The following is a 25204-nucleotide window of genomic DNA, read 5'->3' as shown; positions in this document are numbered from 1 at the left end:
CTGATCCGCCGATGCAGCCTGTCACCCGCGTCAGCGGCACCGCCTATCCCTGGGGTGCCAAGAACATCGACACCGACATCATCATTCCGGCGCATTGGCTGAAGACGATCACCCGTGCCGGCCTGGGTCGCGGTGCGTTCGAGACGGTGCGGGCGCAGCCGGGCAACGTCTTCGACGATCCGCGCTATGCCGGGGCACCGATCCTGATCGCCGGCGACAATTTCGGCTGCGGGTCGAGCCGCGAGCATGCCGCCTGGGCGCTCGCGGACATGGGCGTGCGCGCGGTCATCGCACCGAGCTTCTCCGACATCTTTTCGGGCAATGCCTTCAAGAACGGCATCGTCCCCGTCGTGCTGCCGCAGGACGCCGTCGACCGGCTGGTCGAGGTGGCGCGCGACCAGCCGGTCACTGTCGATCTGGAGACGATGACGGTGACCACCCCGTATCAGGACCGCTTCGCCTTCCATCTCGATCCGTTTCGCCGCCGTTGCCTGATGGAAGGGCTGGACGAGATCGGGCTGACACTGGCAAGGGATACCGCGATTTCGAAATTCGAAGGTGCGGTGAACGAACACCGCCCCTGGATCGGGAGCAGGAGCGGTTATGCGGGCATTGCTGTCAACGGCGTCGGGCGGACCTGAAACTCTGAAATTGACCGAGCTGCCCGATCCGGTGCCGGCCGCGGGGCAGGTGCTGGTGGCGGTGAAGGCCTGCGCGATCAACTATCCCGACGTCCTCATCATCGAGGACAAATACCAGTTCAAGCCGCAGCGCCCCTTCGCACCGGGCGGCGAGATCGCCGGCACGATCGAGGCGCTCGGCGAGGGTGTCAGCGACTGGCAGGTCGGCGACCGGGTGATGGGGGTGATCGGCCACGGCGGCCTCGCCACCCGCATCGTCACCGAACCGCAACGCCTCTACCGCCTGCCTGAGGAGCGTGATTTTGCCGAAGGGGCGGCGCTGATCCTCACCTATGGCACCACGATCCACGCGTTGCTCGACCGTGGGCGGTTGCGGGCCGGGCAGTCGCTACTGGTGCTCGGCGCGGCCGGCGGGGTGGGGCTGGCGGCGATCGAGCTGGGCAAGGCCTATGGCGCGCGCGTCGTCGCGGCCGTGTCCTCCGAAGAGAAGGCTGCGGCCGCCAGGGCGGCGGGTGCCGACGAGACGCTGATCTATGGCCGCGCGCCGTTCGACAAGGACCAGTCGAAGGCGCTGGCCGAGCAGTTCAAGGCCGCAGGTGGCCGGTCCGGCTTCGACGTGATCTACGATCCGGTGGGTGGCGATTATGCCGAGCCCGCCTTGCGCGCGATCGGGTGGGAGGGGCGCTATCTGGTCGTCGGCTTCCCGGCAGGCATCCCGAAGCTGCCGCTCAACCTCACCCTGTTGAAGAGCTGCGATGTGTGTGGCGTGTTCTGGGGAGCCTTCGCCGCCCGCGACCCGCAGGCCAATGCCGCGCATGTCGAGGAGCTGTTCCGCCTCTGGCGGGATGGCGCCATCGCGCCCAAGGTCACCCAGCGTTTCCCCTTCGAGCAGGGCGGCGATGCCATCGCCACGATGGCGGCCCGCGCCGCCATCGGCAAGTTGGTGGTGGAGGTCAGCGCAGGATAAGCACCGTCCCGGCGATCATCGCCCATAGCACCAGCGAAATCGCGGTACCGATCAGCACCCCGGCCAGCGGCGGTGCGCGCTCGGGCGTGGCCATGGGGGCGGGTCCGTTCGACATCATCCTTCTCCATCCGGTCGCTCGTCATGGGCAACCTGCTGTTTATATGATGCGGAAAGGCCAGGAGTTCCATAGCGACGATTATGGACATTCCGCTTTTTCGAAATCCAGCCGCGACGCGGCAGGTGTCCGGCGGCACGTTGCGCGGCCGGGTGGCGCCGCCTATGTGTCGATGATGGAATTGCGGGGAACGGGCCATGACGATGTTCGATGACAGGCGACGGGCCGAAGAAGCGCATTTCGCGCGCTCCGAAGAGATGGCCTTTCGCATCACCGCGCGGCGCAATCGCCTGCTCGCCCAATGGGCTGCGGCACAGATGCGGCTGACGCCCGAGGAAACCGACGCCTATGCCAAGGCGGTTGTCCAGGCCGATTTCGAGGAAGCGGGTGACGAGGACGTGATCCGCAAGCTGCTCGGCGACCTGACCGCCGCCGGGGTGGAGACGGACGATGCCGCCGTCCGCCGCGCGCTCGCCGAACAGTCGATCGAGGCGCGCCGCCAGCTGATCGAAAGCCAGCCGGAGTAAGCGCATGCCGATGGCCGCCGACGATATCGCCGCGCTGATCCGCGCCGCCATCCCCGACGCCGAGGTCGAGATCACCGATCTCGCCGGCGACGGGGACCATTATGCCGCCCGCGTGACGTCCGCGAGCTTCGCCGGCCTGCCGCTGCGCAAGCAGCATCAGGCTGTCTATGCCGCACTCGGCCACCGCATGGGCGGCGAACTCCATGCGCTGCAATTGAAGACCGCAGCCGCCTGAGGATGATGACCATGACCGATGATACCCACGCCCGCATCGACGCCGTCGTAAAGGCCAATCCCGTGGTGCTGTTCATGAAGGGCAGCCCGCTGTTCCCGCAGTGCGGCTTCTCCAGCCGCGCCATCGCGATCCTTGACCACCTCGATGCCAAGTACGAGAGCGTCGACGTGTTGCAGGACCAGGGCATCCGCCAGGGGATCAAGGCCTATTCCGACTGGCCGACCATCCCGCAGCTCTACGTCAACGGCGAATTCGTTGGCGGGTCGGACATCATGATGGAGATGTACGAGAGCGGCGAACTCGCCACGCTGATCAAGGGCGACGCCGCCGCGGGCTGATCCCGCTCGAGCAAGCCATATGGGTCGCGGATGCCGAACGGTGTCCGCGGCCTTTTTCATGTGCGGATGGCCGGGTGCGGGTGGATCCGCGAGGCGGATCCACCCTGCTGAGGCGTCGAACGCTCGGCTGCCTGGTAATAAAGCAGATGGCATGCCAATTCGCGCAATCCGCTGAAAATGGCCACCACGATGGTTAACGCGACTGTTGGGTCGGGGTGATCTGTAAAGTCGCCCGACACATCCATGCACAATCCAACTCCACGCCTTGACTACGAACGTAATCGATGCGATTACAAGCGTAGTTGAAGAGGGAGCGTGTCATGGCCGAACGAATCAGCGATGCCGAACATGCCGTGATGGAGGTGCTGTGGGACGAGGCGCCGCTCACCGCGCAGGACGTTGCCGAACGGGTCGATCCGGCGCGCGGCTGGAGTGCCAACACGGTCAAGACGTTGCTCGGCCGCCTGCTCGCCAAGGCGGCGATCGCGCATCAGGAGGATGGCCGCCGCTATCTCTATCGTCCGCTGGTCGCCCGTGACGATTACGTATCGGGCGAATCGAAGCGGCTGATCGATCGTCTGTTCGGCGGCAAGCTGACGCCGCTCGTCGCGCATCTCGCCGAGCGCGACGCGCTGACCGCGCAGGACATTGCGGAGATCGAGGCGCTGCTGAAGGACCTCAAGCAATGACCGGCTGGCTGATCGAGGCGCTGATCGCCTCCACCCTGCTGATGGGGCTGGTCCTGCTGCTCCGCCGGCCGGTGCGCAACCAGTTCGGGCCGCAGGTCGCTTATGCCCTGTGGGCCTTGCCCGTCATGCGGCTCGTGCTGCCGCCGCTGCCGGACGCCTGGCGGCAGGCGGCGGTGACGCCGATCTCGCGCGCGGGCGAGACGATCACGATCTTCGTCGTCGACGGCGGCGTGCAGGCGGGATCGGCGGCTGAGGCGCCGGCGTCGATCTGGCCGGGCATCGCGATGGTCGTCGGGGCGCTGTGGGCGGCGGGGGCGCTCGCCTTCCTCGTCTGGCACCTGACCAGCCACACCCGCTTCTGCCGCCGGCTGCTCGGCTCGGCCGCCACGGTCGAGGAGGTGAGGGGGGTGCGCGTCATCGCCAGCCCTGCGGCGCCCGGCCCGCTCGCCTTCGGGGTGCTGCGCCGCTACGTCGCCTTTCCGACCGACTTCGCCGATCGCTACGATGCCGACGAGCGCGAACTGGCGCTGGAGCATGAGATCGGCCACCACCAGCGCGGCGACCTGATCGCCAACTGGATCGCGCTCGCCGTGCTCGCCATCCACTGGTTCAACCCGGTCGCCTGGCGCGCGTTCAGCGCGTTCCGCGCCGACCAGGAACTTGCCAACGACGCCCGCGTGCTCGCCGGCCGATCGACGATCGACCGCCACGCTTATGCCTGCGCCATCGTCAAGGCTGCGCACGGCGGCGCCGTGTCGGCAGCGTGTCACCTTCACACCATCGACGATCTGAAAGGGAGAATCCGGATGCTGTCCACTTCGCCGCGCTCGCGCCGCCGCCTCGCCGCGGGTGGTGCGCTCGTCTCCACGCTGGTCCTTGCCGGGCTGGGCATCACCGCGTCCGGCACCAGTGCCGCCGCTGCGATCTCCGGCAAGGTCGGCCGGACGATCGGTGCCGACCTGCAGGACGCCCCGCCGGCGCCGCCCGCGCCGCCCGCCCCGGCGATGCCGGCGGACCCCGCGCTGCCAGCCGCTCCCCCCGCACCGCCGGCGCCTGCCGCCGAGGGCAAGGTGCGCCACGTCGTCGTCAAGCGCGTCGACAAGGATGGCAAGGTCAGCACCTATACCTCGTCGACGGATGGTCGTTTCGACGATGCGGCGATCCAGGCGATGGTCGATCGCTCCCTCAAGATGGCGCCCGAGGTTCGCGAACGCCGCTGCGTCGACGGCCGGGACGGTGCGGCACGCGAACTGGTGGTGAACAGCGAGGCAGGCGGCAAGCGCATGATGGTGATCTGCACCAACCGCATCGAGGCGATGGCCTCGTCGGGAGCGGCGGCGGCCGCGCACGCCGATGCCATGCGCGTCAATGCGAGCGCCATGCGCATCAACGCCGAGGCGATCCGCCGCAATGCCATGGCGACCGCGCTCGCCAGCGTCGCCGCGTCGCGCGCCGATATCGCCGCCAATCGCGCGATGGCGGACGCGGATCGCACCAAGGCGCTGGCCGAAATGGACGCGGCGATGGCCGAACTGCGCGCCGAAGCCGCCGAGACCGACAAGGATTGATGCCCCTCCCGGCCATCCTTCGCCGACCCGCGAAGGATGGCCGCCCCTTGCGTCGCAGCGCGGACCGGGCCACATCCCTTGCCGATGCCTGAGTATCCGACCGGTATTCCGATTGAACTCGAGCCGCTTGTCACCCGCGTGCTCGCCCCCAATCCCTCGCCCTACACCGGCAGCGGCACGCAGACGCATATCGTCGGGCAGCGCGATGTCGCGATCATCGATCCCGGCCCGGACGATCCGGCGCATGTCGCGGCGCTCCTGGCCTCGGTTCGGAATCGCCCGGTGCGGGCAATCGTCATCACCCATCATCATCGCGATCACAGCCCGGCGAGCCGCCCGCTCGCGGCGGCGACCGGCGCGCCGATCGTCGGTGCCGCGCCCGTCCACAAGGCGAGCGACAGCCCACGGCTGGATGCCGCCTTCGACGCCGATTACGCCCCCGACCGCATCCTCGGCGAGGGCGACCGGGTGAGCGGCGACGGCTGGACGCTGGAGGCGATCGCGACGCCGGGCCACACCTCCCATCACCTCGCCTTCGCCCTGCCGGAGAGCGATGCGCTGTTTTCCGGCGATCACGTCATGGGATGGGCGACCAGCGTAATCTCGCCGCCCGACGGCGACATGGGCGCTTACATGGCCAGCCTCGACAAGCTGCTCGCCCGGAATGACCGCATCTACTACCCGGGCCATGGCGAGGCGGTGAGCGCGCCGCAACGGCTGGTGCGCGGCATGCTGGGCCATCGCAAGCAGCGCGAAGGCCAGATCCTGCGCCTGCTGCGCGAGGCGCCGCGCGGCCTTTCGACGATGACGGAGCGCATGTATGTCGGGCTCGATCCGCGGCTGATCCCGGCAGCGGAGCGTTCGGTGCTGGCGCATCTGTACGACCTGCGCGGGCGCGGACTGGTGGACGAGGAGGGCGAAGCATGGCGGATCGCGGCGTGAACGATCCGGCGGCGGCGCCCGCGCCCTTACCCCCGCAGCGATCCTCCACCGGCTCGTTCCTCGGCAAGGTGGCGGGCGTCATCATCCTCGTCGGCCTTGCCGTGCTGGTCGGCCTGTGGGGCGTTCAGCGTTATGTGGAGCGGCGGCTGGCGCCAGACCCCACCACCGTCGCCAGCGCCAGCCTGCAGGGCCTGCGCGAACAGAACCGCCTGTCCGCCTTCGCCGCGCGCTTCGTCGCGGTCAGCACCTCGCGCCAGTCGCAACTGGGCCTGTCGACCGAGAAGACGCTCATCATGCCGGGCCTCGTCCGCTACGAGGTCGATCTCGGCAAGCTGACGCAGAAGGATGTCGCCTGGGACCCGGACACCGATACGCTGTCCGTGCGCCTGCCGCCGATCGAATTGGACGGGCCGCAGGTCGACCTGACGCAGATCCGCGAATATGGCACCGGCGGCATCCTGTCGCGCTTGACCGATGCCGAGACGCGGCTCGATTCCGCCAACCGCCGCGCCGGGCAGGCGGAACTGGTGCGGCAGGCCCGCGATGCGACGCCGATGAAGCTCGCCAGGGATGCGACGCGACGCGCGGTGGAGAGCAGCTTCGCCATGCCGCTGCGGGCCGCCGGGATCGATGCGACGGTCAAGGTGACCTTCGCCGACGATCCGACCGCGGCGACCGAGCGCTGGGACACCAGCCGCTCGCTGGAAGAGGTGCTCGGAAACCGGCGTTGAGGGCGGCGGCCGGATCGCCTACGGGGGTGCCATGGAACTGACCAACAGCTTTGCCGGGCTAGACCTCCGCGCCGAGATCGAGCGGCTCCGCAAGGAGCGCAATGCCGTGATCCTGGCGCATTATTACCAGAAGCCCGAGCTTCAGGACTTGGCCGATTTCGTCGGCGACAGCCTGGACCTCAGCCGCAAGGCGCAGGCGACCGATGCGGACGTCATCGCCTTTTGCGGCGTGCGCTTCATGGCGGAAACGGCGAAGATCCTCAGCCCCGACAAGACGGTGGTGCTGCCCGACATCGACGCCGGGTGCAGCCTGGAGGACAGCTGCCCACCCGAACAGTTCGCCGCCTTCCGCGCCGCGCATCCGGATCACATCGCGCTCACCTACATCAACTGTTCGACCGAGGTGAAGGCGCTGAGCGATATCATCGTCACCTCGTCGTCGGCCGAGACGATCCTGGCGCAGCTGCCGCGCGATCAGAAGATCATTTTCGGTCCGGACCGCAACCTCGGCGGTTACCTGCAACGCAAGACGGGGCGCGAGCTGCTGCTATGGCCGGGCGTGTGCATCGTGCACGAGGCGTTCAGCGAAACCGAGCTGATGAAGCTGAAGGCGCAGCATCCCGGCGCGCCGGTCGCCGCGCATCCCGAATGCCCGGCGGTGATCCTGGATCATGCCGATTACGTCGGCTCGACCCGCGGCATCCTGGAATATGCGCAGGCGATGACCGGCGACACGCTGATCGTCGCGACCGAGCCGCACATCATCCATCAGATGGAAAAGGCGATGCCCGCCAAGCGCTTCATCGGCGCGCCGGGCGCGGACGGCAATTGCAACTGCAACATCTGCCCGTACATGGCACTCAACACGATGGAGAAGCTCTACGTCGCGTTGCGCGACCTGACGCCGCGGATCGAGATCGAGGAAAGCCTGCGCGTGAAGGCGAAGTCCAGCCTGGATGCGATGCTCGCGATGGCGTCCGGCACGGTCGGGCAGGGCGATCTTGGCCCGCGTCGCGCGGTGCCGGTGACGGGCGACTGAGCGATCGGGGCGAGGCGCTCAGAGCGCGGGCGCGGCCTGCATGCAGCGCAACCGGTCGCGTGCCTCGTCGACATGGATGGCGATCATCGGCATGTCCAGCCGGTCGGCCAGTTCCAGCGCCGCCGTCAGCATGCGATGCAGTTCGGCCGTTGCCGCGTGCGTTTCCATGTCGATGATCCCCCAAAGCCCCGACCGCGAATGCACAAGTCTCCATTTGGTTCCCTGCTTCGCTCGAGAAAGTATCCATGACCCGATTCACCTTGGACGGCTTCGATCCTGACGCTTTCGTGGCGGCCACGCTTGCCGAGGATTGCGGGCAGGCAGGCGACATCACTTCCGCCGCGGTGATCCCGGCCGAGGCGCGCTTCGCCGGCGTCATGGACACGCGCGAGGCGATCGTCGTCGCCGGCCTGCCCCTCGCCGAAGCGTTCTTCCGCACGCTCGACCCGGAGGTACGCTGCACCGCTCTGGTGGCCGATGGCGAAAAGGTGAGGGCCGGCACGCCACTGATGCGCATCGACGGGTTGGCACGGGCCATGCTCACCGCGGAACGGTCGGCACTCAACACGGTGCAGCACCTGTCCGGCATCGCGACGCTGACCCGAGCCCATGTCGATGCGATCGCCGGCACCGGTGCGATCCTGCTCGACACCCGCAAGACCATCCCGGGCCTGAGGCGGCTGGAGAAATACGCCACCCGCATGGGCGGTGCGCAGAACCACCGCATGGGCCTGTGGGATGCGGCGATGATCAAGGACAATCACGTCGCGGTGGCCGGCGGCGTCGCGGCGGCGGTCGATCGTGCCGTCGCCGCCGGCATCGCGCGGATCATCGTGGAGGTCGACCGCATCGACCAGATCGCGCCCGCGCTCGCCGCGGGAGCGACGCACCTGCTGCTCGACAACATGCCGCCCGCCATGCTGCGCGAGGCGGTGGGCATCGTCGACGGGCGGGTGCCGACGGAGGCTTCGGGCGGCGTGCGTCTCGACACGATCCGCGCCATCGCCGAGAGCGGCGTCACCTATATCTCGGTCGGCCGTCTCACCCAATCTGCACCGGCGGCGGACATCGGGCTCGATTTCGCCTTGGCGTGATCGCCGTGCCGCGGCTAGGCTGCACCCCGTATCCGCAAGGGGGGAACACGCCATGAGCAAGCCGCCGTCGATCGTCCGGTTCGAGCAATTCTACTGGGCCTCCGTCATTCTGTCGCTGATCAACGGCCTGCTCAACTGGCGGGTGTCGCAGGCGACACTGGCGGCCAATCCCGTGCTCGCCAATGCGACCTGGCTGCTGCCGGTCATGCAGCTGGTCGGGCTCGCCATCGCGGTGCTGCTGTGGTTCTTCATCGCCCGGCGGCCGAGCGTCGTCGCCAAATGGGTGCAGGTGGTGTTCGCCGCGTTCGGCGCCTTTGCCATCCTGTCGTCGCTGTTCCTGCTCGCCTCCGGCCGCACGGCCAGCCCGTTGCAGGTCCTGCTGGGGCTGATCGCCAACATCCTCTACATCGCCGCTGCCGTCATGCTCTTCAAGCCCGATGCCAAGCTGTGGCTGGGCGAGGGGCTGGACGACGACGATCTGGACGCGCCGCGCGTATGATCGGCCGGCTGACCCTCGCTGCGACGATGCTCGCCGTTCCCGCGGCGGCGCAGGCGCAGGCCTATCGCTGCACGGTGCCGGCGCCGGCGGCGATCGATCGCCCGCGGCCCGACCTGCCCGACGCCAGGCAGCCGCGCCGGGTGCTGCCGATCGGCGGCTACACGCTCGCCGTCACCTGGGCGCCGCAATATTGCCGCGACCATGCCCGCGACGCGTCCGCCCGCTTCCAGTGCGGCAGCGGCAATCGGTTCGGCTTCACGCTGCATGGGCTATGGCCGGATGGCGTCGGCAAGGACTGGCCGCAATATTGCCGCAGCACCCCATTGCTGTCACGACAGGTGATCCGGCGCAATATCTGCGCGACCCCGTCGGCACAGCTGCTCCAGCACGAATGGGCGAAGCATGGCACCTGCATGCCCGGCATGCGGCCGGAGCGCTATTTCGAACGATCGACCGGCCTCTACGCCAAGCTGCGCTATCCGGATATGGACGCGCTGTCGCGCCGCCCGCTGACCGCCGGCGGGCTGGCGCAGGCGGTGGCGCTCGCCAATCCCGGCCTGACCGCCGACATGATGCGCATCACCGCCAACCGGCAGGGGTGGCTGGACGAGATCTGGATCTGCCTCGACACCGGCTTTCAATACGCCCGCTGCCCGGCGCATCAGGGCGGGCTCAGCCCCGATGCAGCCGTCAAGATCTGGCGGGGACGGCGCTGAGCGCGCTCATCCGGTGATCGTCGCGGTCGCCGGATGATGCCGGTCGAGGTGCCGGCGAATGATCCGCAGGTTGCGGGTGTTGGAGCGGAAGAAGAAATCGGGCACGGCGCCGACGAAGGGGATCAGGCCCAGCGCCCAGTCGATCCCGACATTGCCGAACATCCGCGCCATCTGCAGCTTCGACATGCCGAGGTTGCGCGCCTCCCACACCAGCCACGATCCGATCAGCGCGGCGATCGTGGTGCCGACCACGGGCACGAGATCGAGCAGCACGTCCATGCCGACGCGGCGGTTGATGCCGGGAATGGTGAACAGACCCTCCATCACCCGTTCCATCGCCTCCAGCCGCACCCGCACCGATGCCGGATCGCGCCCGACGGGCAGCGAATCCAACATCGGGCGGATATCCATCGGACGGGGGCGGGTGGTGCCGGGGCGGGTGTTCATGCCCCTTAATTGGGATCGTCGCGCAGGCGGTTCAACGGGTGCCAGGCGCGGCTGTTCGGCCGCCACTGGCGCAGGCGCATCGCCACCAGCGACCAGCGCAGCGGGCGGGCGATCGGGATGAAGGCGGTGTCGCTGGCCAGCGCAGCATCCGCTGCGGCGATCAAGCGCGATCGTTCCTGTAGCGTCGGTGCGTCGCGCGCGGCGATCAGCGCGCGCTGCGCCTCTTCGCCGCAAACGGCACAGCCATTCGCCAGATACCAGCGCGCGCTGTCATAGGGCGCGACGCGATCGACGAGTTGGAGGTCGGCCGCGCCGCCGATGGCGACACGCTCGCTGGTGATGCCGACGCCGAGCAGCGAGGCGGCAACCTGCGCATAGAGCAGGGTGGCACCGGGACCGGGTGGCAACGCGATACGCAGATGCACCGGCGATCCCCAGGCGGTGACGGCAGCGCGCGCCTGTTCCTGGCGTTGATCGGGCGTGAGCAGCGACCAGCCGGGCAGGGCAGGGGGGGCTGCCGAGTCGAGCGTGTCCGGCAGGATGCGCTCCGCCGGTTCCCAACCCTGCATCACCGCTCCGGTGATCGCCGCGCGATCCATGGCGCCGCTGATCGCCGCCCGGTTGCGCGCATCCGCCAGAAAGCCGTCGCGGGTGAGGATCGCCAGGCCGAACAGGCCGGCGGCGGGGTCGAGGCGGATGTTGGCAGGCGCCACCGCCGCCAGTCCGACCAGCGGCCAATCGACGAAGGTGCCGCCCGTGACATAGTCCGAATCGCGCGCGGCGAAGCGGACGATCGCCCGCGCTGCGCGTTCGCCGATCAGCCGCACGTCCTGTTCCGGCCGGGTGCGCCGCTGATCCTCGGGATCGGCGCGGTCGGGGTCGAAGGCCGGGCGCAGCAACGGACTGCGCGCCGCCCGCACGATCCGCATCGGGCCTGCGCCGCCCACCTTGTCGCTGCGCCACAACGCCAGTTCAGGCTGGGCGAAGAGCTTCAGCAGGTCCGGCCGGGGGCGGCGCAGGCGCACCTCGATGACCTGCGGCGTCATCGTCACGATCTCGTCGACCGCGGTGAGGAAAGGACTGAGCGGATTGCGCGATCCCGGCGCCAGTTCCCGGCGCAGATGCGCGACCACCTGTTCCGCCAGCACGGGACTGCCGTCGCTCCACTGCGCCTCGCGCAGCCGGAAGATGTAGCTCATTCCCTGGTCGATCACGATCCAGCGTTCGGCGAGACCCGGTTCGATCTGGCCGGTCGCATCGAAGCGGACCAGCCCCTCGGCCGTCGCATCGAGCAGCAGCCGGGCGGGCGTATCCGGCCGCCCGCGCGCCGGATCGACCAGCCGCGGCGGCCCGCCGATCGCGCTGGCGATCACCGGTCCCGAATCGGGACGCTGACTACATCCGGAAGCCGCGGCCGCGATCAGCAGCGGAAGCCTCAGGGCGCGCGTGACGGGCGATCCGAAGGCACGAGACAGCGAGAGCGTGGTGGTGCGGACGGCGGGACTCGAACCCGCACTCCAGGGGAAGCCGATTTTAAGTCGGCTGCGTCTACCGGTTTCGCCACGTCCGCACACGCGCGCACGACAAGCGCAGCGAGGGGCGGGCGTCAAGCCGCCATCGACGGCAATGGTCAGGCGACGTTGAGCCGTGCGCGCATTTCCTTGCCGGGCTTGAAATACGGAACGCGCTTGGCGTTCACGGCGACGATTTCGCCGGTGCGCGGGTTGCGGCCGGTACGGGCATCGCGCTCGCGGGTAGAAAAGGCGCCGAAGCCGCGCAGTTCGACACGGCCATTGGAGGCGAGTCGCCGGGTGATCTCGTCGAAGAACGTCGTCACGATCGCCTCGACATCATGCGTCGCGAGGCTCGGGTTATGATTACACAGCTTCTGCACTAATTCAGATCGGATCATCGCAAGGTCCCTACCCGCGCTCGTTCGTGGGGCGCTTGATAAAGATCAATTCAGGACGCGTATAGAGCCGGATCGTACGTACTTGACAAAAAAAGAAGGGCCGGAGCAGCAATGCTCCGGCCCGTTCTCCTTTACTTCTTTTCGGCGTCCGAGCGGGCCTTCAGCGCCTCGCCCAGGATGTTGCCGAGCGTCGCGCCCGAGTCGGACGAACCGTACTGGGCCACCGCCTGCTTCTCTTCGGCGATCTGCATCGCCTTGACCGAGAAGGTCGGCTTCTTGGACCGGTCGAAACCGGTGACCATCGCGTCGAACTTCTGGCCGACCTGGAAACGCTCCGGACGCTGTTCGTCGCGGTCGCGGCCGAGATCGGTGCGCTTGATGAAGCCGGTCGCGCCATCGTCGCCCTGCTGCACTTCGAGGCCCGCATCGCGGACTTCGAGCACGGTCACGGTGACGATCGCGTTCTTGTTCAGGCGGTCGCCCGATGCGCTCGCGCCGCCGACCGACGGGCCGCCACGCTCGAGCTGCTTCATGCCGAGGCTGATGCGCTCCTTCTCGGCGTCGATGTCGAGCACGACCGCCTGCACGGTCTCGCCCTTGCGGTGCAGGTTGAGGGCATCCTCACCCGACACGCCCCAGGCGATGTCCGACATGTGGACCATGCCGTCGACGTCGTTGTCCAGGCCGATGAACAGGCCGAACTCGGTCGCGTTCTTGACTTCGCCCTCGACGGTCGAACCGATCGGATGGGCGGCGGCGAACGCTTCCCACGGATTGTTCTGCGCCTGCTTGAGGCCGAGGCTGATGCGACGCTTGTCCTCGTCGACCTCGAGCACGACCACATCGACTTCCTGCGAGGTCGAGACGATCTTGCCCGGATGGACGTTCTTCTTGGTCCAGGACATCTCGCTGACGTGGACCAGGCCTTCGATGCCCGCTTCCAGTTCGACGAACGCACCATATTCGGTGATGTTCGTGACGCGGCCCGACAGCTTCGCGCCGACCGGATACTTGGCCGATGCGCCATCCCACGGATCGGACTCGAGCTGCTTCATGCCGAGGCTGATGCGCTGCGTGTCCTTGTTGATGCGGATGATCTGCACCTTCACGGTGTCGCCGATCGCGATCATTTCCGACGGGTGGTTGACGCGCTTGTAGCTGAGGTCGGTGACGTGCAGCAGGCCGTCGATGCCGCCCAAGTCGACGAACGCACCGTAATCGGTGATGTTCTTGACGACGCCGTCGATGATCTGGCCCTCGGCCAAGCTCTGGATCAGGCCCGAACGCTGTTCGGCGCGGGTTTCTTCCAGCACGGCGCGACGCGACACGACGATGTTGCCGCGCTTGCGGTCCATCTTCAGGATCTGGAACGGCTGCGGGATGTCCATCAGCGGCGTGACGTCGCGCACCGGACGGATATCGACCTGCGAACCCGGCAGGAACGCCACGGCGCCCGACAGGTCGACGGTGAAGCCGCCCTTGACGCGGCCGAAGATCACGCCCTCGACGCGGGCGGTCTTGCTGAATTCCAGCTCCAGCTTGTCCCAGGCGGCTTCGCGGCGGGCGCGGTCGCGGCTGAGCATCGCTTCGCCATGCATGTTCTCGACGCGGTCGACGTACACTTCGACTTCGTCACCGACCTTCAGGTCGGCCTTCTGGCCCGGTGCGGCGAATTCGCGCAGCGGCACGCGGCCTTCGGACTTCAGGCCGACGTCGATGACGGCGAGGTCGTTCTCGATCGCGGTGACGGTGCCGTGCACCACGCGGCCCTCGAAGCTGTCGGCACCGCCGAACATGTCATCGAGCATCGCCGCGAAATCGTCGCGGCTGGGAAGGGCTTGGGTAGCCATAGGGTTAGAGTGTCCTCGAGTTTTATCTGTTTCCGGCCAAGCGGTTGGCTCCGCTGGTCTTGGCTGAAAACGCCACGGCGGCCCCATGCCGGTCGCGGCATCCAGCGGGCGGGATCGGGCGGAGGAGATACGATGCGCGGATGCGAAAAGGGCGCTGAGCGGCTGGGCCGATCTGCGCCGTCCTCCGCGAGCTCCTGCTCGTCGGACCGGCGGCCCTTAGGCGAAACCGGCCGTTTTGGCAAGGTCGCAAGGCTTTGCTCCGCCGCCGCCCGCGCAGGTGCGCAGTTCGAAGGTGGTGGTGGCGACCGGCAGCAGCCGAAGGTCGCCGCCATGCGCACGGGCGATGCGCTGCGCCAGGCTGAGGCCGATCCCCGATCCCGACGGCTTGGTGGTGAAGAACGGGCGGAAGATGCGCGAACGGTCGGCGGGGGCGATGCCTGCGCCGCTGTCCGCAACGGATACGGTCAGGCGTTGGGTGCCGATCGCGAAGGCCAGCGTGATCCGCGGCGGTCCCGACGCGGCGAGCGCCGCCTCCGCGCCATTCTGCAGCAGCGCCCAGATCGCCTGCGTCAGCTGGTCGCGGTCGACATGCGCACTGGCATCGGCGGGCAGATCGAGCGCCAGCGCGACCGACGTCCCGAAGCGGCTGGCGAACAGCCGGCGCAGATCCTGTGCCAGATCACCCAGCGCCACCGGCGCCGGCAGCGGGTCGGGCAGGCGTGACAGCAGGCGATAGGCGCGGGTGAAGCCTTCCAGTCCCTCGACGCGCCGTGCCAGCGTGGCAAGGATATCGGGCAACATGGCATCGCCCCGGGCGGCGGCGGTGACTGCGCTGTCGGCCAGCGAGACGACGGGCGACAGGCCGTTGAGCAGTTCGTGGCCGAGGATGTCGATCATCTCGTTGCCCGCGCGCATGTCGGCGGCCTGTGCCTCCGCCTCGACGTCGATCAGGACGAGCTGGCGTTCGCCGGCGCCGATCTCGACCGCGTCGATCCGCCAGTGCCGCCCCTCGTGACTCAGCCGGTCGGCGCCTCGTTCCAGCAGCGCCGGCACGGCGGGCAGGATGCGGTCGTCCGTGTCGAACACGATCCGTGCCGCGCGGTTGATCGCATGGGCGCCGGTCGCATCGACGCGGACCAGCGGCAGCGGCACCTGATCGAGCAGGGGGCGCAAGGGTGCAGGTTCGGCATCGGTGCGGCCGGCGGTCGCGTCCGTGGCGCCGGCGCGGCGATGCAGCGCCTGCCAGCCGTGCGAGCCGGCGATCCCGCACAGGCACAGCGATGCGCCGAACAGCGTCGCCCACCAGTGCATCTGCCAGGCGAGCACGCACGCCGCGCCGCTGGCGGCGAGCAGGCCTTCGGTCGCCAGCACGCTGCCGGCCCCGCGCCACGCGAGCGGCCGATCAGAAGCCATAGCGCTCCATGCGGCGGTATAAGGCCCCGCGGCTGAGGCCCAGCGCGTTCGCCGCGTGGGTGACGTTGTGATGGTGCTGGCGCAGCGCCGCGGCGATGACCGCGCGCTCATTCTCCTCCAGGTCGAAGCGCGACGGTGCGGTAGCGGCGGGGACGGCCGGGGCGGGCGCCGGCGGCAGCAGCAGGGCGGTGTCGATCACCCCGCCGTCGCCGAGCAGGACGGCGCGCTCCACCGCGGCCGCCAGCCCGCGCACCTCGTCCGGCCATGGCGCCCGCAGCACGGCGGCCTCGGCCGACGGGGTCAGCTGCGGCACCGGGCGCCCGTGCCGCTCCGCCGCGATCCGGACGAAATGGCGGGCGAGCAGCAGCGCATCGTCCCCGCGGGAGGCGAGCGGGGGCAGGGCGATCTCCACGGCGGCGACGCGCCGGGCCAGCGCCGGGTGGATCGCCGCTGCGTCATCGGCGATGGCGATGATCCGCGCCGCGTCGGGCAGACGGTCGAGCAGGCGCGCTTGCTCCACCGCGTCGAGGGCGGAGAGATGGCGCAGCAGCAGCGTGCCGGATGCATCGTCCAGGCGCTGCCACGCCGGGGCATCGCGCAGGTCGACGCGGATCATCGGCTGCTCCGCATGAGGCGAGGCGGCGTGGATCGCGGCCGCGACCAGCGTGCGGCCGGTGCCCGATGCACCGGTGACGAGGACGCCGGCCAGCGTCGGCCCGACGCGGCGGATCAGGTCGCGGGCGCGGACGATCCCGTCGCTGTCGCCGATCAGCCGCAGCGCATCCGCCTGCGGCCGAGGATCGACCGGCAAGGGCATCGGTGCGGCCGTCGCCGGAGCCGCCGCGCGTTCCAGCCGGGCGAGCAGATCGGCGTTGCGCCACGGCTTCATCACGAAATCGCGCGCGCCGGCGCGCATCGCCTCCACCGCGATGCGGATGCCGCTGTGCGCGGTGATGACCACCACCCTGGCGCCCGGATCGTCGGCGAGGATGCGGCCGAGCAGCGCCATGCCTTCCTCGCCGCCGGTCCGCCCCGCGGCATAGTTCATGTCGAGCAGGATCGCATCGTACCGCCCGACCGCAAGCCGCGACAGCGCCTCCTCCGGATCGGCGGCGCGTTCCAGCGCGTGACCGGCGAGCCGTACCGCCAGCCCGAGCGATTCGGCGACATGCGGATTGTCGTCGATCAGCAGGATCGACAGCGCGCTTGACGACCCCGCCGGCCGTCCATTCGTGGACGGTCCGTCCGACCGTGGACGGACAGGATCGTCCGCCTTCTGAAAAAACCGTTTATCCATAGCGCTTTAGGCTTTTCGTGGGTGGTGAGCGACACTGCGCCCATGATGACCGAACCCGATCACGGCGCAAGCACCTCTCCCGGAGCGGCGATGGACCGGCGCGTCGCGCGCCCTCGCCGGCCGTGGTGGCGGGGGCGCCCGGCCCTGATCGGCGTCGCCGTTCTGCTGATCGCGCTGGCGGTGTGGCGGGTGCTGCCGGCGAGCGGATCCACCGACATCGCCGCCGCCGATATCGAGACGGGGGAGGTGACGCGCGCCCGGTTCGACGACTATCTGCCGGTGCGCGCGACGGTGGCGCCGCGGGTGACCACCTTGGTCGGCGTGCTGTCCGGCGGCCAGGTCGAGCGGCTGCTGGTGCAGGACGGCGCAACCGTCACCGCGGGACAGCCGCTCGCCACGCTCGCCAACCCGGAACTGCGCCTGGACGTGCTCACCCGCGAGGCGCAGATCGCCGGACAGCTCGGCAGCGTCGCGGGCGAAGGGCTGGGGATCGAGCGCAACAGCCTGGATCGCGCCGCCCAGGTCGCGCAGGCGGAATACGACCTCATCAAGGCGCGGCGCGATCTGGCCGTCCGCCAGCAGTTGCACGATCAGGGCTTCCTGTCGGATGCCGGCGTGCGCAGCTTCCAGGAAGAGGCCGCCTATCAGGAAAAGCGGCTGGCACAGCTGCGCACCGGCCGCGCGGCGGAGGCGCGGATCACCGCCACGCAAAGCGCCCGCCTCGCCGACACGCAGCAGCGCCTGTCCGGCAATCTCGCGGCGGTACGCGGCGGGCTGGAGGCGCTGACGATCCGCGCGCCGGCGGACGGGCGCCTCACCAACTTCACGCTGCAACCGGGGCAGACGCTGAAGCCCGGCGACCCGGCGGGGCAGGTCGACAGCGAAGGATCGTGGAAGCTGGAGGCCGACGTCGACGAATATTACCTCGGCCGCGTCGCCGTCGGGCAGCGCGCCCGCACGCTGGACGGCGCGGCGCTCACCGTATCCAAGGTGCTGCCGGCGGTGAAGGACGGGCGCTTCCGCGTCGAACTGACCTTCGACGGCGCGGGACCCCGGGGGCTCAACCGCGGCCAGACGCTCGATATCCGGATCACGCTCGGCAGCGCGGCGGTCGCGCTGGTCGCGCCGGTCGGCGGCTGGCTTGAATCGGGGGGCGGCACCTCGGCCTTCGTGCTCGACGCCGACGGCGCGCATGCCCGGCGCCGGGCGGTGAAGACCGGCCGCCGCAATCCCGAGCAGGTCGAGATCCTGTCCGGCCTGAAGCCCGGCGCCCGCATCGTCACCAGCAACACCGCGTCCGTGAAGGGCGACATCCTCAACATCCGCTAGCCGGGAGAGCCGACATGATCCGTCTCGAAAACATCCAGCGCCGCTATGTATCCGACGAGGTCGAGACCACCGCGCTGCGCGACATCGACCTGGAGGTCGCCGACGGCGAATTCCTCGCCATCATGGGGCCGTCGGGCTGCGGCAAGTCGACGCTGCTCAACACGCTGGGCACCGTCGACCGGCCGACCGCGGGCCGATATTCGTTCGGCGAGCGCGACCTTGCCGCCTTGAGCGAGAAGGAGCTGGCGAAATTCCGCGGCGCGACGCTCGGCTTCGTCTTCCAGAGCTTCAACCTGATCGACGAACTGACGATCGAGGAGAATGTCGCGCTCGGCCTCGCCTATCGCAAGGATACGGCGACAGGGGCGGGGCAGGCCGGTCGCCGGGCGCGGGTGGCGGCGGCGATGGACAAGGTCGCGATCGCCCACCGCGCCCGCCACTTCCCGCACCAGCTGTCCGGCGGGCAGCAGCAGCGCGCCGCCATCGCCCGCGCGATCGTCGGCGATCCGCAGCTGATCCTCGCCGACGAGCCGACCGGCAACCTCGACACCGCCAACGGCGAGCAGGTGATGAACATCCTCGCCAGCCTCAATGCGGAAGGGGCGACGATCGTGATGGTCACCCACTCGCCAAGCCATGCCGACATGGCGAAGCGACGGATCGACATGCTCGACGGCCGCATCGTCGCCTCCGCGATGCGCGCGATCTGAGGCGGCGCGATGACCGGCCATGTCATGACGACGCTGCATCGCGCGCTGACCCGGCACAAGGGCTATGCCGCGCTCAACATCGGCGGGCTGGCCGTAGGTATCGCGGTGTGCCTGGTGCTGGGCCTCTACGTGCGATTCGAACTGGGTTTCGAACGCTGGCTCCCGCACCATCGCGAGCTGTACCTGGTCCAGAGCGAGTTGCATCTGCCGGGCAGCCCGTTCAACGGCGCCTATCCGCAGACGATGGCCGGCATGCTGGAACAGATGCGCGCGGACTTCCCCGGCCTGGTCGGGACGCGCGTCCGCGGCGGCAAGGACGGCGGCAGCGTTCTGCGCGCCGGCGAGGCGCTGCGGATGGACGTGGCGCAGGTCGATCCGTCGTTCTTCTCGGTCTTCGCCTTGCCGATGGTGCGTGGCGACGGGGCGGCCGCACTCGCCGATCCCGCGGCGGCGCTCGTCAGCCGGTCGGCGGCGCGCACGCTCTTCGGTGCGGCGGACCCGATCGGCCGGACGCTGACGATCGCGGTCGATGATCCACGCCCGTATCGGGTCGCTGGCGTGTTCGAGGACCTGCCCGCCGATACCGACCTGTCCGCCACCATCCTGATCCCGATCCCGCGCACGCCGCCGCCCGCCGAATGGGCGTGGTACAGATGGGGCACCGCCGCGGTCACCACGGTGCTGCGCTTCCCCACGCCCGCCGCCGCGGCGCGCTTCACCGCGCAGATGCCGGCGTTCATCCGGCGACACGCGGGACAGGATCTGGGGCCGGCGCCGGACAAGGTCATTTCGCTGTCGTTGCTGCCGGTCACCCGCGTTCACCTGCAACCCTTCGGCGGCGAGAACAGCGGCCGCCCGCTGATGATCGCCGCACTGGGTATCGTCGGCGTGCTGACCCTGCTGATCGCTGCGGTGAACTACGTGAACCTCGCCACCGCGCGTGCCGGGCTGCGGGCACGCGAAGTGGCGATCCGCAAGGTGCTGGGCGCGGATCGGGCGATGCTGATCCGCCAGTTCCTCGGCGAAGCGATCCTGACCGTGGCGATCGCCGCGCTGGTCGGGCTGATCCTGGCCGAACTCGGCCTGCCGCTCGTCAACGCGGCGGCGGGCTTGTCGCTTGCGCTGCCCTACGGACTCGTCGTTCCGGTGCTGGTGGCGGTGACGCTGGTGGTCGGCGTGATGGCAGGCGCCTATCCCGCCCTGCTGTTGTCCCGCTATCCGGCCGCCGCCGTACTCGCCTCGGCACGGGCACCCGGCGGCGGCCGGACGGGCACGCGGGCGCGCGAGGCGCTGGTCGTGGTGCAGTTCGCCCTTGCGGTCGCCTTCATCATCGGCACGATCGTCCTCGCGGCGCAGGCCTTTCACGTCCGCCGATCCGATCTGGGCTTCCGCCGCGACGGGCTGATCGTGGTGCCATCGCTGGCCGACAGGCGGATCTTTCCACCGCAGTCGCGACCGATCATTGCCGCGTTCCGTCGCTTGCCTGGCGTCGTCGCGGCGGGGGCGGGCAGCGTCAGCCCCGGTGGTGACGGCATCGGCAATATTGATTTGATCGAGCGGCCCGGCGGGCCTGGGCTGACGATCATGGCCGTTACCGTGGGACCGGACTTCTTCGCCGCATACGGCCCGCGTCTGCTCGCCGGCCGCCTCTTCGACGACAGGCACGGCGCCGACGATGCGAGCGACTGGACACGGTGGAAGCAGGGCCGCAACATCGTCATCGACCGCACCGCCGTGCGGGCGCTCGGTTTCCACTCGCCGGCCGATGCGATCGGCAGGACGGTCGGCGGTGCCATGCCGCGCACCATCGTCGGGGTGATCGACCCGTTGCGCTTCGCATCGCCGCGCACGCCGCAACGGGCGACCTATTACCAATATTACCGCGACATGCCGCCCGCGCCCATGGCCGCGATCCGCTTCACCGGCGATCCGCGCGTGATGCTCGACCGGGTGCGCGATACGTGGCGGCGGCAGGCGCCCGATGTGCCGTTCATCGCGGACACCGCCGACCGGCGATTGGCCCATCTCTACGAGGATGACGATCGCGCCACGCGCCTGTTCGCCATCGGGGCGGGACTGGCCGTGCTGATCGGCTGCGTCGGATTGTGGGGACTGGCCGCGTTCAACAGCCAGCGGCGGGTGAAGGAGATCGGCATCCGCAAGACGCTGGGCGCCTCGTCCGCCGATATCGTCCGGCTGCTGGTCGGCCAGTTCCTGCGCCCGGTGCTGATCGCCAACCTGTTCGCCTGGCCGCTTGCCTGGGTAGCGATGCGGACATGGCTGGCCGGGTTCGGCGACCGGATCGCGCTGTCGCCGCTCTATTTTCTGGCCGCCAGCCTGCTCGCGCTCGCCATCGCCCTGCTGACCGTCCTTGCCCAGGCGCTCCGCGCCAGCCGTGCGGCGCCTGCCTGGGCGCTGCGCCATGACTGACCGCCCCGCCCGCCTCCTCCTGAACGGGATCGTCCCATGAACCGCTACGCGCTGCTTTCGCTATATCGCTCGCTCACCCGCCATAAACTCTATGCGGCGCTCAACATCGGCGGGCTGGCGGTCGGCATCGCCGTCTGCCTGGTGCTCGGCCTCTATGTGCGCTTCGAGACGGGGTACGACACGTGGCTGCCCCGCCACGACCGCATCTATGCCGTGCAGACGGTGTGGAGCCTGCCGGAGAGCCCGGCGAACGGCGCCTATCCCTATACGATGGGCGGCCTGCTCGATCAGATGCAGGCCGACTTCCCCGGTTTGGTCGGTACGCGGATCCGCGGCGGCAACGGCAGCGTGCTGCAGGACGGCCGCGCCACGCAGGAGGGGGTGGTGCAGGTCGACCCCGCCTTCTTCCAGGTCTTCGATCTGCCGATGGTGCATGGCGACGGGCCGAGCGGCCTCGCCCGGCCGGGGGGCGTGCTCATCAGCCAAAGCGTTGCAGCCAAATATTTCGGCACTGCCAACCCGATCGGCCAGCCGCTGACGGTGGCGATGGATGCGCCGGGCAGCTACCGCGTCGCCGGCGTGTTTCGCGATCTGCCCAAGGACAGCGAGCTCGATTTCTCCATCCTGATCCCGCTGCCGCGCACCCCGCCTTCGACGAACTGGTTCCACTGGGGCAGCACCTCGCTCCAGACCTTCCTGCGCTTCGAAACGCCCGCGGCGGCACGTGCCTTCGGCGGAAAGATGCAGGCATTCGTCAACCGGCATGGCGGCGAACTCGCCGCACCGGGCGAGCGGCCGTGGGCGGTGCAGCAGTTGCGCCTGCTCCCCGTCGCCCGCCTTCATCTCGAACCGCAGGGGCAGGAGAGCGGCAGCCGCAAGACGACGGTGGTGACGCTCGGCCTGGTCGGCGTGCTGACGCTGCTGATCGCGATCGTGAACTATGTGAACCTCGCCACGGCGCGGGCGGGTCTGCGTGCCCGCGAGGTCGCGATGCGCAAGGTGCTGGGCGCCGACCGGCTTTCACTGGTGCGCCAGTTCCTCGGCGAAGCGATGCTGACCGTCACCGCCGCGGCGCTGGTCGGGCTGATCCTCGCCGAACTGGGGCTGCCGCTGGTCAATGCGGCGGGTGGCCTGTCGCTGACGCTGCCCTATGGGGTAGTCGTGCCGGCGCTCGCGCTGCTGGTGCTGCTGGTCGGCATCGTCGCGGGATCCTATCCGGCGGTGCTGCTGTCGCGTTTCCCCGCCGCCGCCGTCCTCGCATCGGCGCGCACGCCGGGCGGCGGGCGATCGGGCGCCCGCACGCGCGAAGCGCTCGTCGTCCTGCAGTTCGGCCTGGCCATCGCCTTCACCATCGGCACGATCGTGCTGGTCGCGCAGACGCGGCACGTCCGGCAGACCGATCTCGGCTTCCAGCGCGACGGGCTGCTGATCCTCGGCTCCATCGCCGACGGCCGGGTGCCCCCGGCGCAGAAACGCTCGGTCGTCAACGCCATCGCCGCGCTGCCGCAGGTCGTCGAGGTGACGCTGTCGAACGGCGTGGCGGGCGGCAGTGGCGAGGACAATGCCAATAACGTGCCGTTGCCGGGCGTGCCGGGCAGCGGCCCGTCGCTGCGCTGGGAGGTCGTCGGACCCCGCTTCTTCGATACCTATCGCGCGCGGCTGATCGCGGGCCGGCTGTTCGACTCGGTGCATGGGGCCGACGACGTCCAGGCGCGGGACTTAGCCAAGGGTATCAATATCGTCGTCAACCGCCGCGCGCTGTCCTCGCTCCGCCTGGGCTCGCCGCAGGAGGCGATCGGCAAGACGGTCGGCGGCAACCGCCCCCGAACCGTCATCGGCGTCATCGACGACCTGCGCTTCGCCTCGCCGCGCGATCCCAATGCGCCGACCTATTACATGTACCAGAGCCGGCCGGAGACGTTGGGCACGGCGATGGCCACCCTGCGCTTCCGCGGCGATCCGCAAGCCATCACGGCGGCGGTGCGCGGCGTGTGGCAGCGGATGGTCCCGCAGGTGCCGTTCCAAGCGAAGACCGCCGATCAGCGGCTTGCCGAATTCTACAAGGCCGACGATCGGGCGACGCGCCTGTTCGGCATCGGCGCCGTGCTGGCCGTGCTGATCGGCTGCGTCGGCCTGTGGGGGCTCGCCTCGTTCAACACGGCGCGGCGGGTGAAGGAGATCGGCATCCGCAAGACGCTGGGCGCGTCATCCGCCGATATCGTCAGGCTGCTGGTCGGTCAGTTCCTGCGCCCGGTGCTGCTCGCCAACCTCATCGCCTGGCCGATCGCGTTTATCGCGCTGCGTAGCTGGCTCGCCGGGTTTGCGGATGCGGTGGCGCTGTCGCCGCTCTACTTCCTTGCCGCCAGCCTGCTGGCCACCGCGATCGCGGTGCTGACGGTGCTCGGCCAGTCGCTCCGCGCCAGCCGCGCCACCCCCGCCTGGGCGCTGCGCCATGGTTGAGCGGCGTATCCGCGCGACACTGCTGGTCGCGGCGACGCTTGTCGTCGCGGCGCCCGGCTATGCCGAGACGCTGCCGGAGGCGATCGCCGCCGCCTGGGCCGGCAATCCCGAACTCGCCGCCGCCCGCGCCCGGCAGGAGGCGCTGGCCGAAACGCCGCGACAGGCGCGCTCGGCCGGGCGGCTGACCGCTGCGGCGAGCGGCAATGCCGGCTACGACGAACTCGGTTACGGCCGGTCGGGCAGCACCGGCGTGGTGGCGACGCTGCCGATCTGGACCGGCGGGCGGGTCGCATCGGCGGTGCGGGCGGCCGACGCCGATGTCGCATCGGGCGCGGAGATCGTGCGCGATGCGGAGGCGGCGGTGCTCCAGCGCGTGGTCGCGGCTTACGCCGCCCTCCTCTACAATCAGCAGGCGGTGGAGGTGGCGCGCGTCGGGATCGAGCGGCTCGACCGGCAGGTGGCGGAGGCGCAGTCGCGCTTCGGGCTCGGTCAGGCGACGCGCACCGACGTCGCGCAGCTCCAGGCTCAGCGGGCCAGCGTCGTCGCCAATCTCGCCGACGCGGAAAGCGCGCTGGCCGCGACGCAGGCGGCCTATCGCGCTGTGGTCGGCCGCGATGCCGGCGCCTTGTCGGACGCCATCGCACCATCGCCGCTGCTGCCCCGCACGCTCGCCGATGCGCGAACCGCGGCGGAACGCGCCAATCCGCTGCTGCTCGCCCAACGACGCGTCGTCGATGCGTCCGCCGCCAGGATCGATCAGGCACGCGCCGAGCGGATGCCCGGCCTCGATCTGGCGGGCGGCTATGGCCGCGGATGGCGGAGCGCCGGCGGCGACTGGCGCGGCTTCGACAGCGCGGCCAGCGTCGGCGCCACCGTGCGGATACCGCTGCTGACCGGCGGCCTCATCGGCTCGCGCGTCCGCCAGGCGGAGGCGACGTGGCGTGCCGATCGGTACCAGACCGATGCCGCGGCGCGCGAGGCGGTGCGCGGCACCGACGCGGCATGGGCGGACCTCACCGCCGCGCAGGCGCGGCTGCGTGCCGGTACTGAAGGGTTGGCCGCCGCCGACCTCGCGCTGAAGGGCGTGCGGGCGGAATATGGCTTCGGCCTGCGCTCGACGATCGACATCCTCGTCGCCGACCAGAGCTTCCGCGCCGCGCAACTCGACGTCGCGCGGGCGCAGGCCGACATGCTGACGGCGCAGGCCGCCCTGCTACGCGCTGTCGGCCGGATGCAGCCCGATGCCTTTCGGTGA

At 69.7% G+C, this 25204-nt stretch carries 26 protein-coding genes and 1 tRNA gene; 18 read left to right on the top strand and 9 right to left on the bottom strand.

The window, feature by feature from the left end:
* Positions 1 to 11 precede the first annotated feature (11 nt).
* From leuD to grxD, 5 genes are all read left to right on the top strand, one after another.
* Positions 12 to 641 carry a 3-isopropylmalate dehydratase small subunit gene (leuD, locus tag ACTZQ5_RS03835; protein WP_443583840.1) on the top strand — a complete coding sequence of 210 codons (630 nt, stop codon included), beginning with the start codon at positions 12 to 14 and terminating at the stop codon, positions 639 to 641.
* Positions 604 to 1608 carry an NADPH:quinone oxidoreductase family protein gene (locus tag ACTZQ5_RS03830; protein WP_443583839.1) on the top strand — a complete coding sequence of 335 codons (1005 nt, stop codon included), beginning with the start codon at positions 604 to 606 and terminating at the stop codon, positions 1606 to 1608. The genes leuD and ACTZQ5_RS03830 overlap by 38 nt, the downstream gene beginning before the upstream one ends.
* A gap of 312 nt (positions 1609 to 1920) precedes the next feature.
* Positions 1921 to 2250: a DUF1476 domain-containing protein gene (locus ACTZQ5_RS03825; protein WP_443583838.1), complete on the top strand. Its 330-nt coding sequence runs from the start codon at positions 1921 to 1923 to the stop codon at positions 2248 to 2250.
* 4 nt (positions 2251 to 2254) lie between these two features.
* Positions 2255 to 2485, top strand: coding sequence for a BolA/IbaG family iron-sulfur metabolism protein (locus ACTZQ5_RS03820; RefSeq protein ID WP_443583837.1), 231 nt, complete (start codon positions 2255 to 2257; stop codon positions 2483 to 2485).
* Positions 2486 to 2496: 11 nt separating this feature from the next.
* Positions 2497 to 2823 (top strand): Grx4 family monothiol glutaredoxin, encoded by a 327-nt coding sequence (grxD, locus tag ACTZQ5_RS03815; protein WP_443583836.1) that lies wholly within the window; start codon positions 2497 to 2499, stop codon positions 2821 to 2823.
* Positions 2824 to 2879: 56 nt separating this feature from the next.
* On the opposite strand, the gene ACTZQ5_RS03810 is transcribed toward grxD, so the two are convergent.
* The gene (locus tag ACTZQ5_RS03810; protein WP_443583835.1) at positions 2880 to 3068 is read right to left on the bottom strand and encodes a hypothetical protein; all 189 of its coding nucleotides are present in this window, start codon (positions 3066 to 3068) and stop codon (positions 2880 to 2882) included.
* Between the two features lie 75 nt (positions 3069 to 3143).
* Between ACTZQ5_RS03810 and ACTZQ5_RS03805 the strand changes: the two genes are divergently transcribed.
* The 5 genes from ACTZQ5_RS03805 to nadA all read left to right on the top strand — a co-directional run bounded on the left by ACTZQ5_RS03805 (position 3144) and on the right by nadA (position 7792).
* Entirely contained in the window at positions 3144 to 3512 is a 369-nt protein-coding gene (locus ACTZQ5_RS03805) for a BlaI/MecI/CopY family transcriptional regulator (RefSeq protein ID WP_443583834.1), read from the top strand.
* Positions 3509 to 5080 (top strand): M56 family metallopeptidase, encoded by a 1572-nt coding sequence (locus ACTZQ5_RS03800; protein WP_443583833.1) that lies wholly within the window; start codon positions 3509 to 3511, stop codon positions 5078 to 5080. Before ACTZQ5_RS03805 ends, ACTZQ5_RS03800 begins: the two co-directional genes overlap by 4 nt.
* Before the next feature lie 84 nt (positions 5081 to 5164).
* Positions 5165 to 6022, top strand: a complete 858-nt coding sequence (locus ACTZQ5_RS03795; RefSeq protein WP_443583832.1) for an MBL fold metallo-hydrolase — start codon at positions 5165 to 5167, stop codon at positions 6020 to 6022.
* Positions 6004 to 6753, top strand: coding sequence for a DUF4230 domain-containing protein (locus ACTZQ5_RS03790; RefSeq protein ID WP_443583831.1), 750 nt, complete (start codon positions 6004 to 6006; stop codon positions 6751 to 6753). Before ACTZQ5_RS03795 ends, ACTZQ5_RS03790 begins: the two co-directional genes overlap by 19 nt.
* 31 nt (positions 6754 to 6784) lie before the next feature.
* Complete coding sequence (gene nadA / locus ACTZQ5_RS03785) at positions 6785 to 7792, top strand: quinolinate synthase NadA (RefSeq protein ID WP_443583830.1); 1008 nt, start codon at positions 6785 to 6787, stop codon at positions 7790 to 7792.
* 18 nt (positions 7793 to 7810) lie between these two features.
* On the opposite strand, the gene ACTZQ5_RS03780 is transcribed toward nadA, so the two are convergent.
* On the bottom strand, positions 7811 to 7960 hold the full coding sequence (locus ACTZQ5_RS03780) for a hypothetical protein (protein WP_443583829.1): 150 nt from the start codon (positions 7958 to 7960) through the stop codon (positions 7811 to 7813).
* A gap of 77 nt (positions 7961 to 8037) precedes the next feature.
* Between ACTZQ5_RS03780 and nadC the strand changes: the two genes are divergently transcribed.
* From nadC to ACTZQ5_RS03765, 3 genes are read left to right on the top strand one after another with little or no spacing between them, the layout of a single operon-like run.
* Entirely contained in the window at positions 8038 to 8886 is an 849-nt protein-coding gene (gene nadC / locus ACTZQ5_RS03775) for a carboxylating nicotinate-nucleotide diphosphorylase (protein WP_443583828.1), read from the top strand.
* Between the two features lie 52 nt (positions 8887 to 8938).
* Positions 8939 to 9385, top strand: coding sequence for a hypothetical protein (locus ACTZQ5_RS03770; RefSeq protein ID WP_443583827.1), 447 nt, complete (start codon positions 8939 to 8941; stop codon positions 9383 to 9385).
* On the top strand, positions 9382 to 10101 hold the full coding sequence (locus ACTZQ5_RS03765) for a ribonuclease T2 family protein (RefSeq protein WP_443583826.1): 720 nt from the start codon (positions 9382 to 9384) through the stop codon (positions 10099 to 10101). The genes ACTZQ5_RS03770 and ACTZQ5_RS03765 overlap by 4 nt, the downstream gene beginning before the upstream one ends.
* 6 nt (positions 10102 to 10107) lie before the next feature.
* On the opposite strand, the gene ACTZQ5_RS03760 is transcribed toward ACTZQ5_RS03765, so the two are convergent.
* From ACTZQ5_RS03760 to ACTZQ5_RS03730, 7 genes are all read right to left on the bottom strand, one after another.
* Positions 10108 to 10512, bottom strand: coding sequence for a DUF4112 domain-containing protein (locus ACTZQ5_RS03760; RefSeq protein ID WP_443584134.1), 405 nt, complete (start codon positions 10510 to 10512; stop codon positions 10108 to 10110).
* Between the two features lie 41 nt (positions 10513 to 10553).
* Positions 10554 to 11921, bottom strand: coding sequence for an ABC transporter substrate-binding protein (locus tag ACTZQ5_RS03755; RefSeq protein ID WP_443583825.1), 1368 nt, complete (start codon positions 11919 to 11921; stop codon positions 10554 to 10556).
* Between the two features lie 113 nt (positions 11922 to 12034).
* A tRNA-Leu gene (locus ACTZQ5_RS03750) sits at positions 12035 to 12118 on the bottom strand.
* A 60-nt stretch (positions 12119 to 12178) separates the two neighbouring features.
* The gene (locus ACTZQ5_RS03745) at positions 12179 to 12460 is read right to left on the bottom strand and encodes an integration host factor subunit beta (RefSeq protein ID WP_443583824.1); all 282 of its coding nucleotides are present in this window, start codon (positions 12458 to 12460) and stop codon (positions 12179 to 12181) included.
* A 131-nt stretch (positions 12461 to 12591) separates the two neighbouring features.
* Complete coding sequence (gene rpsA / locus ACTZQ5_RS03740) at positions 12592 to 14310, bottom strand: 30S ribosomal protein S1 (protein ID WP_443583823.1); 1719 nt, start codon at positions 14308 to 14310, stop codon at positions 12592 to 12594.
* A 216-nt stretch (positions 14311 to 14526) separates the two neighbouring features.
* Complete coding sequence (locus ACTZQ5_RS03735; protein WP_443583822.1) at positions 14527 to 15723, bottom strand: sensor histidine kinase; 1197 nt, start codon at positions 15721 to 15723, stop codon at positions 14527 to 14529.
* The gene (locus ACTZQ5_RS03730; RefSeq protein ID WP_443583821.1) at positions 15713 to 17020 is read right to left on the bottom strand and encodes a sigma-54-dependent transcriptional regulator; all 1308 of its coding nucleotides are present in this window, start codon (positions 17018 to 17020) and stop codon (positions 15713 to 15715) included. Before ACTZQ5_RS03730 ends, ACTZQ5_RS03735 begins: the two co-directional genes overlap by 11 nt.
* 42 nt (positions 17021 to 17062) lie before the next feature.
* Between ACTZQ5_RS03730 and ACTZQ5_RS03725 the strand changes: the two genes are divergently transcribed.
* The 5 genes from ACTZQ5_RS03725 to ACTZQ5_RS03705 are packed head-to-tail and all read left to right on the top strand — an operon-like array spanning position 17063 to position 25204.
* Positions 17063 to 18349 carry an efflux RND transporter periplasmic adaptor subunit gene (locus ACTZQ5_RS03725; protein ID WP_443583820.1) on the top strand — a complete coding sequence of 429 codons (1287 nt, stop codon included), beginning with the start codon at positions 17063 to 17065 and terminating at the stop codon, positions 18347 to 18349.
* Positions 18350 to 18363: 14 nt separating this feature from the next.
* Positions 18364 to 19059, top strand: coding sequence for an ABC transporter ATP-binding protein (locus tag ACTZQ5_RS03720; protein WP_443583819.1), 696 nt, complete (start codon positions 18364 to 18366; stop codon positions 19057 to 19059).
* A 9-nt stretch (positions 19060 to 19068) separates the two neighbouring features.
* Positions 19069 to 21489, top strand: coding sequence for an ABC transporter permease (locus ACTZQ5_RS03715; protein ID WP_443583818.1), 2421 nt, complete (start codon positions 19069 to 19071; stop codon positions 21487 to 21489).
* 36 nt (positions 21490 to 21525) lie between these two features.
* Positions 21526 to 23949, top strand: a complete 2424-nt coding sequence (locus ACTZQ5_RS03710; protein WP_443583817.1) for an ABC transporter permease — start codon at positions 21526 to 21528, stop codon at positions 23947 to 23949.
* On the top strand, positions 23942 to 25204 hold the full coding sequence (locus ACTZQ5_RS03705) for a TolC family outer membrane protein (RefSeq protein WP_443583816.1): 1263 nt from the start codon (positions 23942 to 23944) through the stop codon (positions 25202 to 25204). The genes ACTZQ5_RS03710 and ACTZQ5_RS03705 overlap by 8 nt, the downstream gene beginning before the upstream one ends.

It is taken from the genome of Sphingomonas cellulosilytica, assembly GCF_052321755.1.
Lineage (GTDB): Bacteria > Pseudomonadota > Alphaproteobacteria > Sphingomonadales > Sphingomonadaceae > Sphingomonas.
This window is presented reverse-complemented; position numbering and strand designations above follow the sequence as displayed.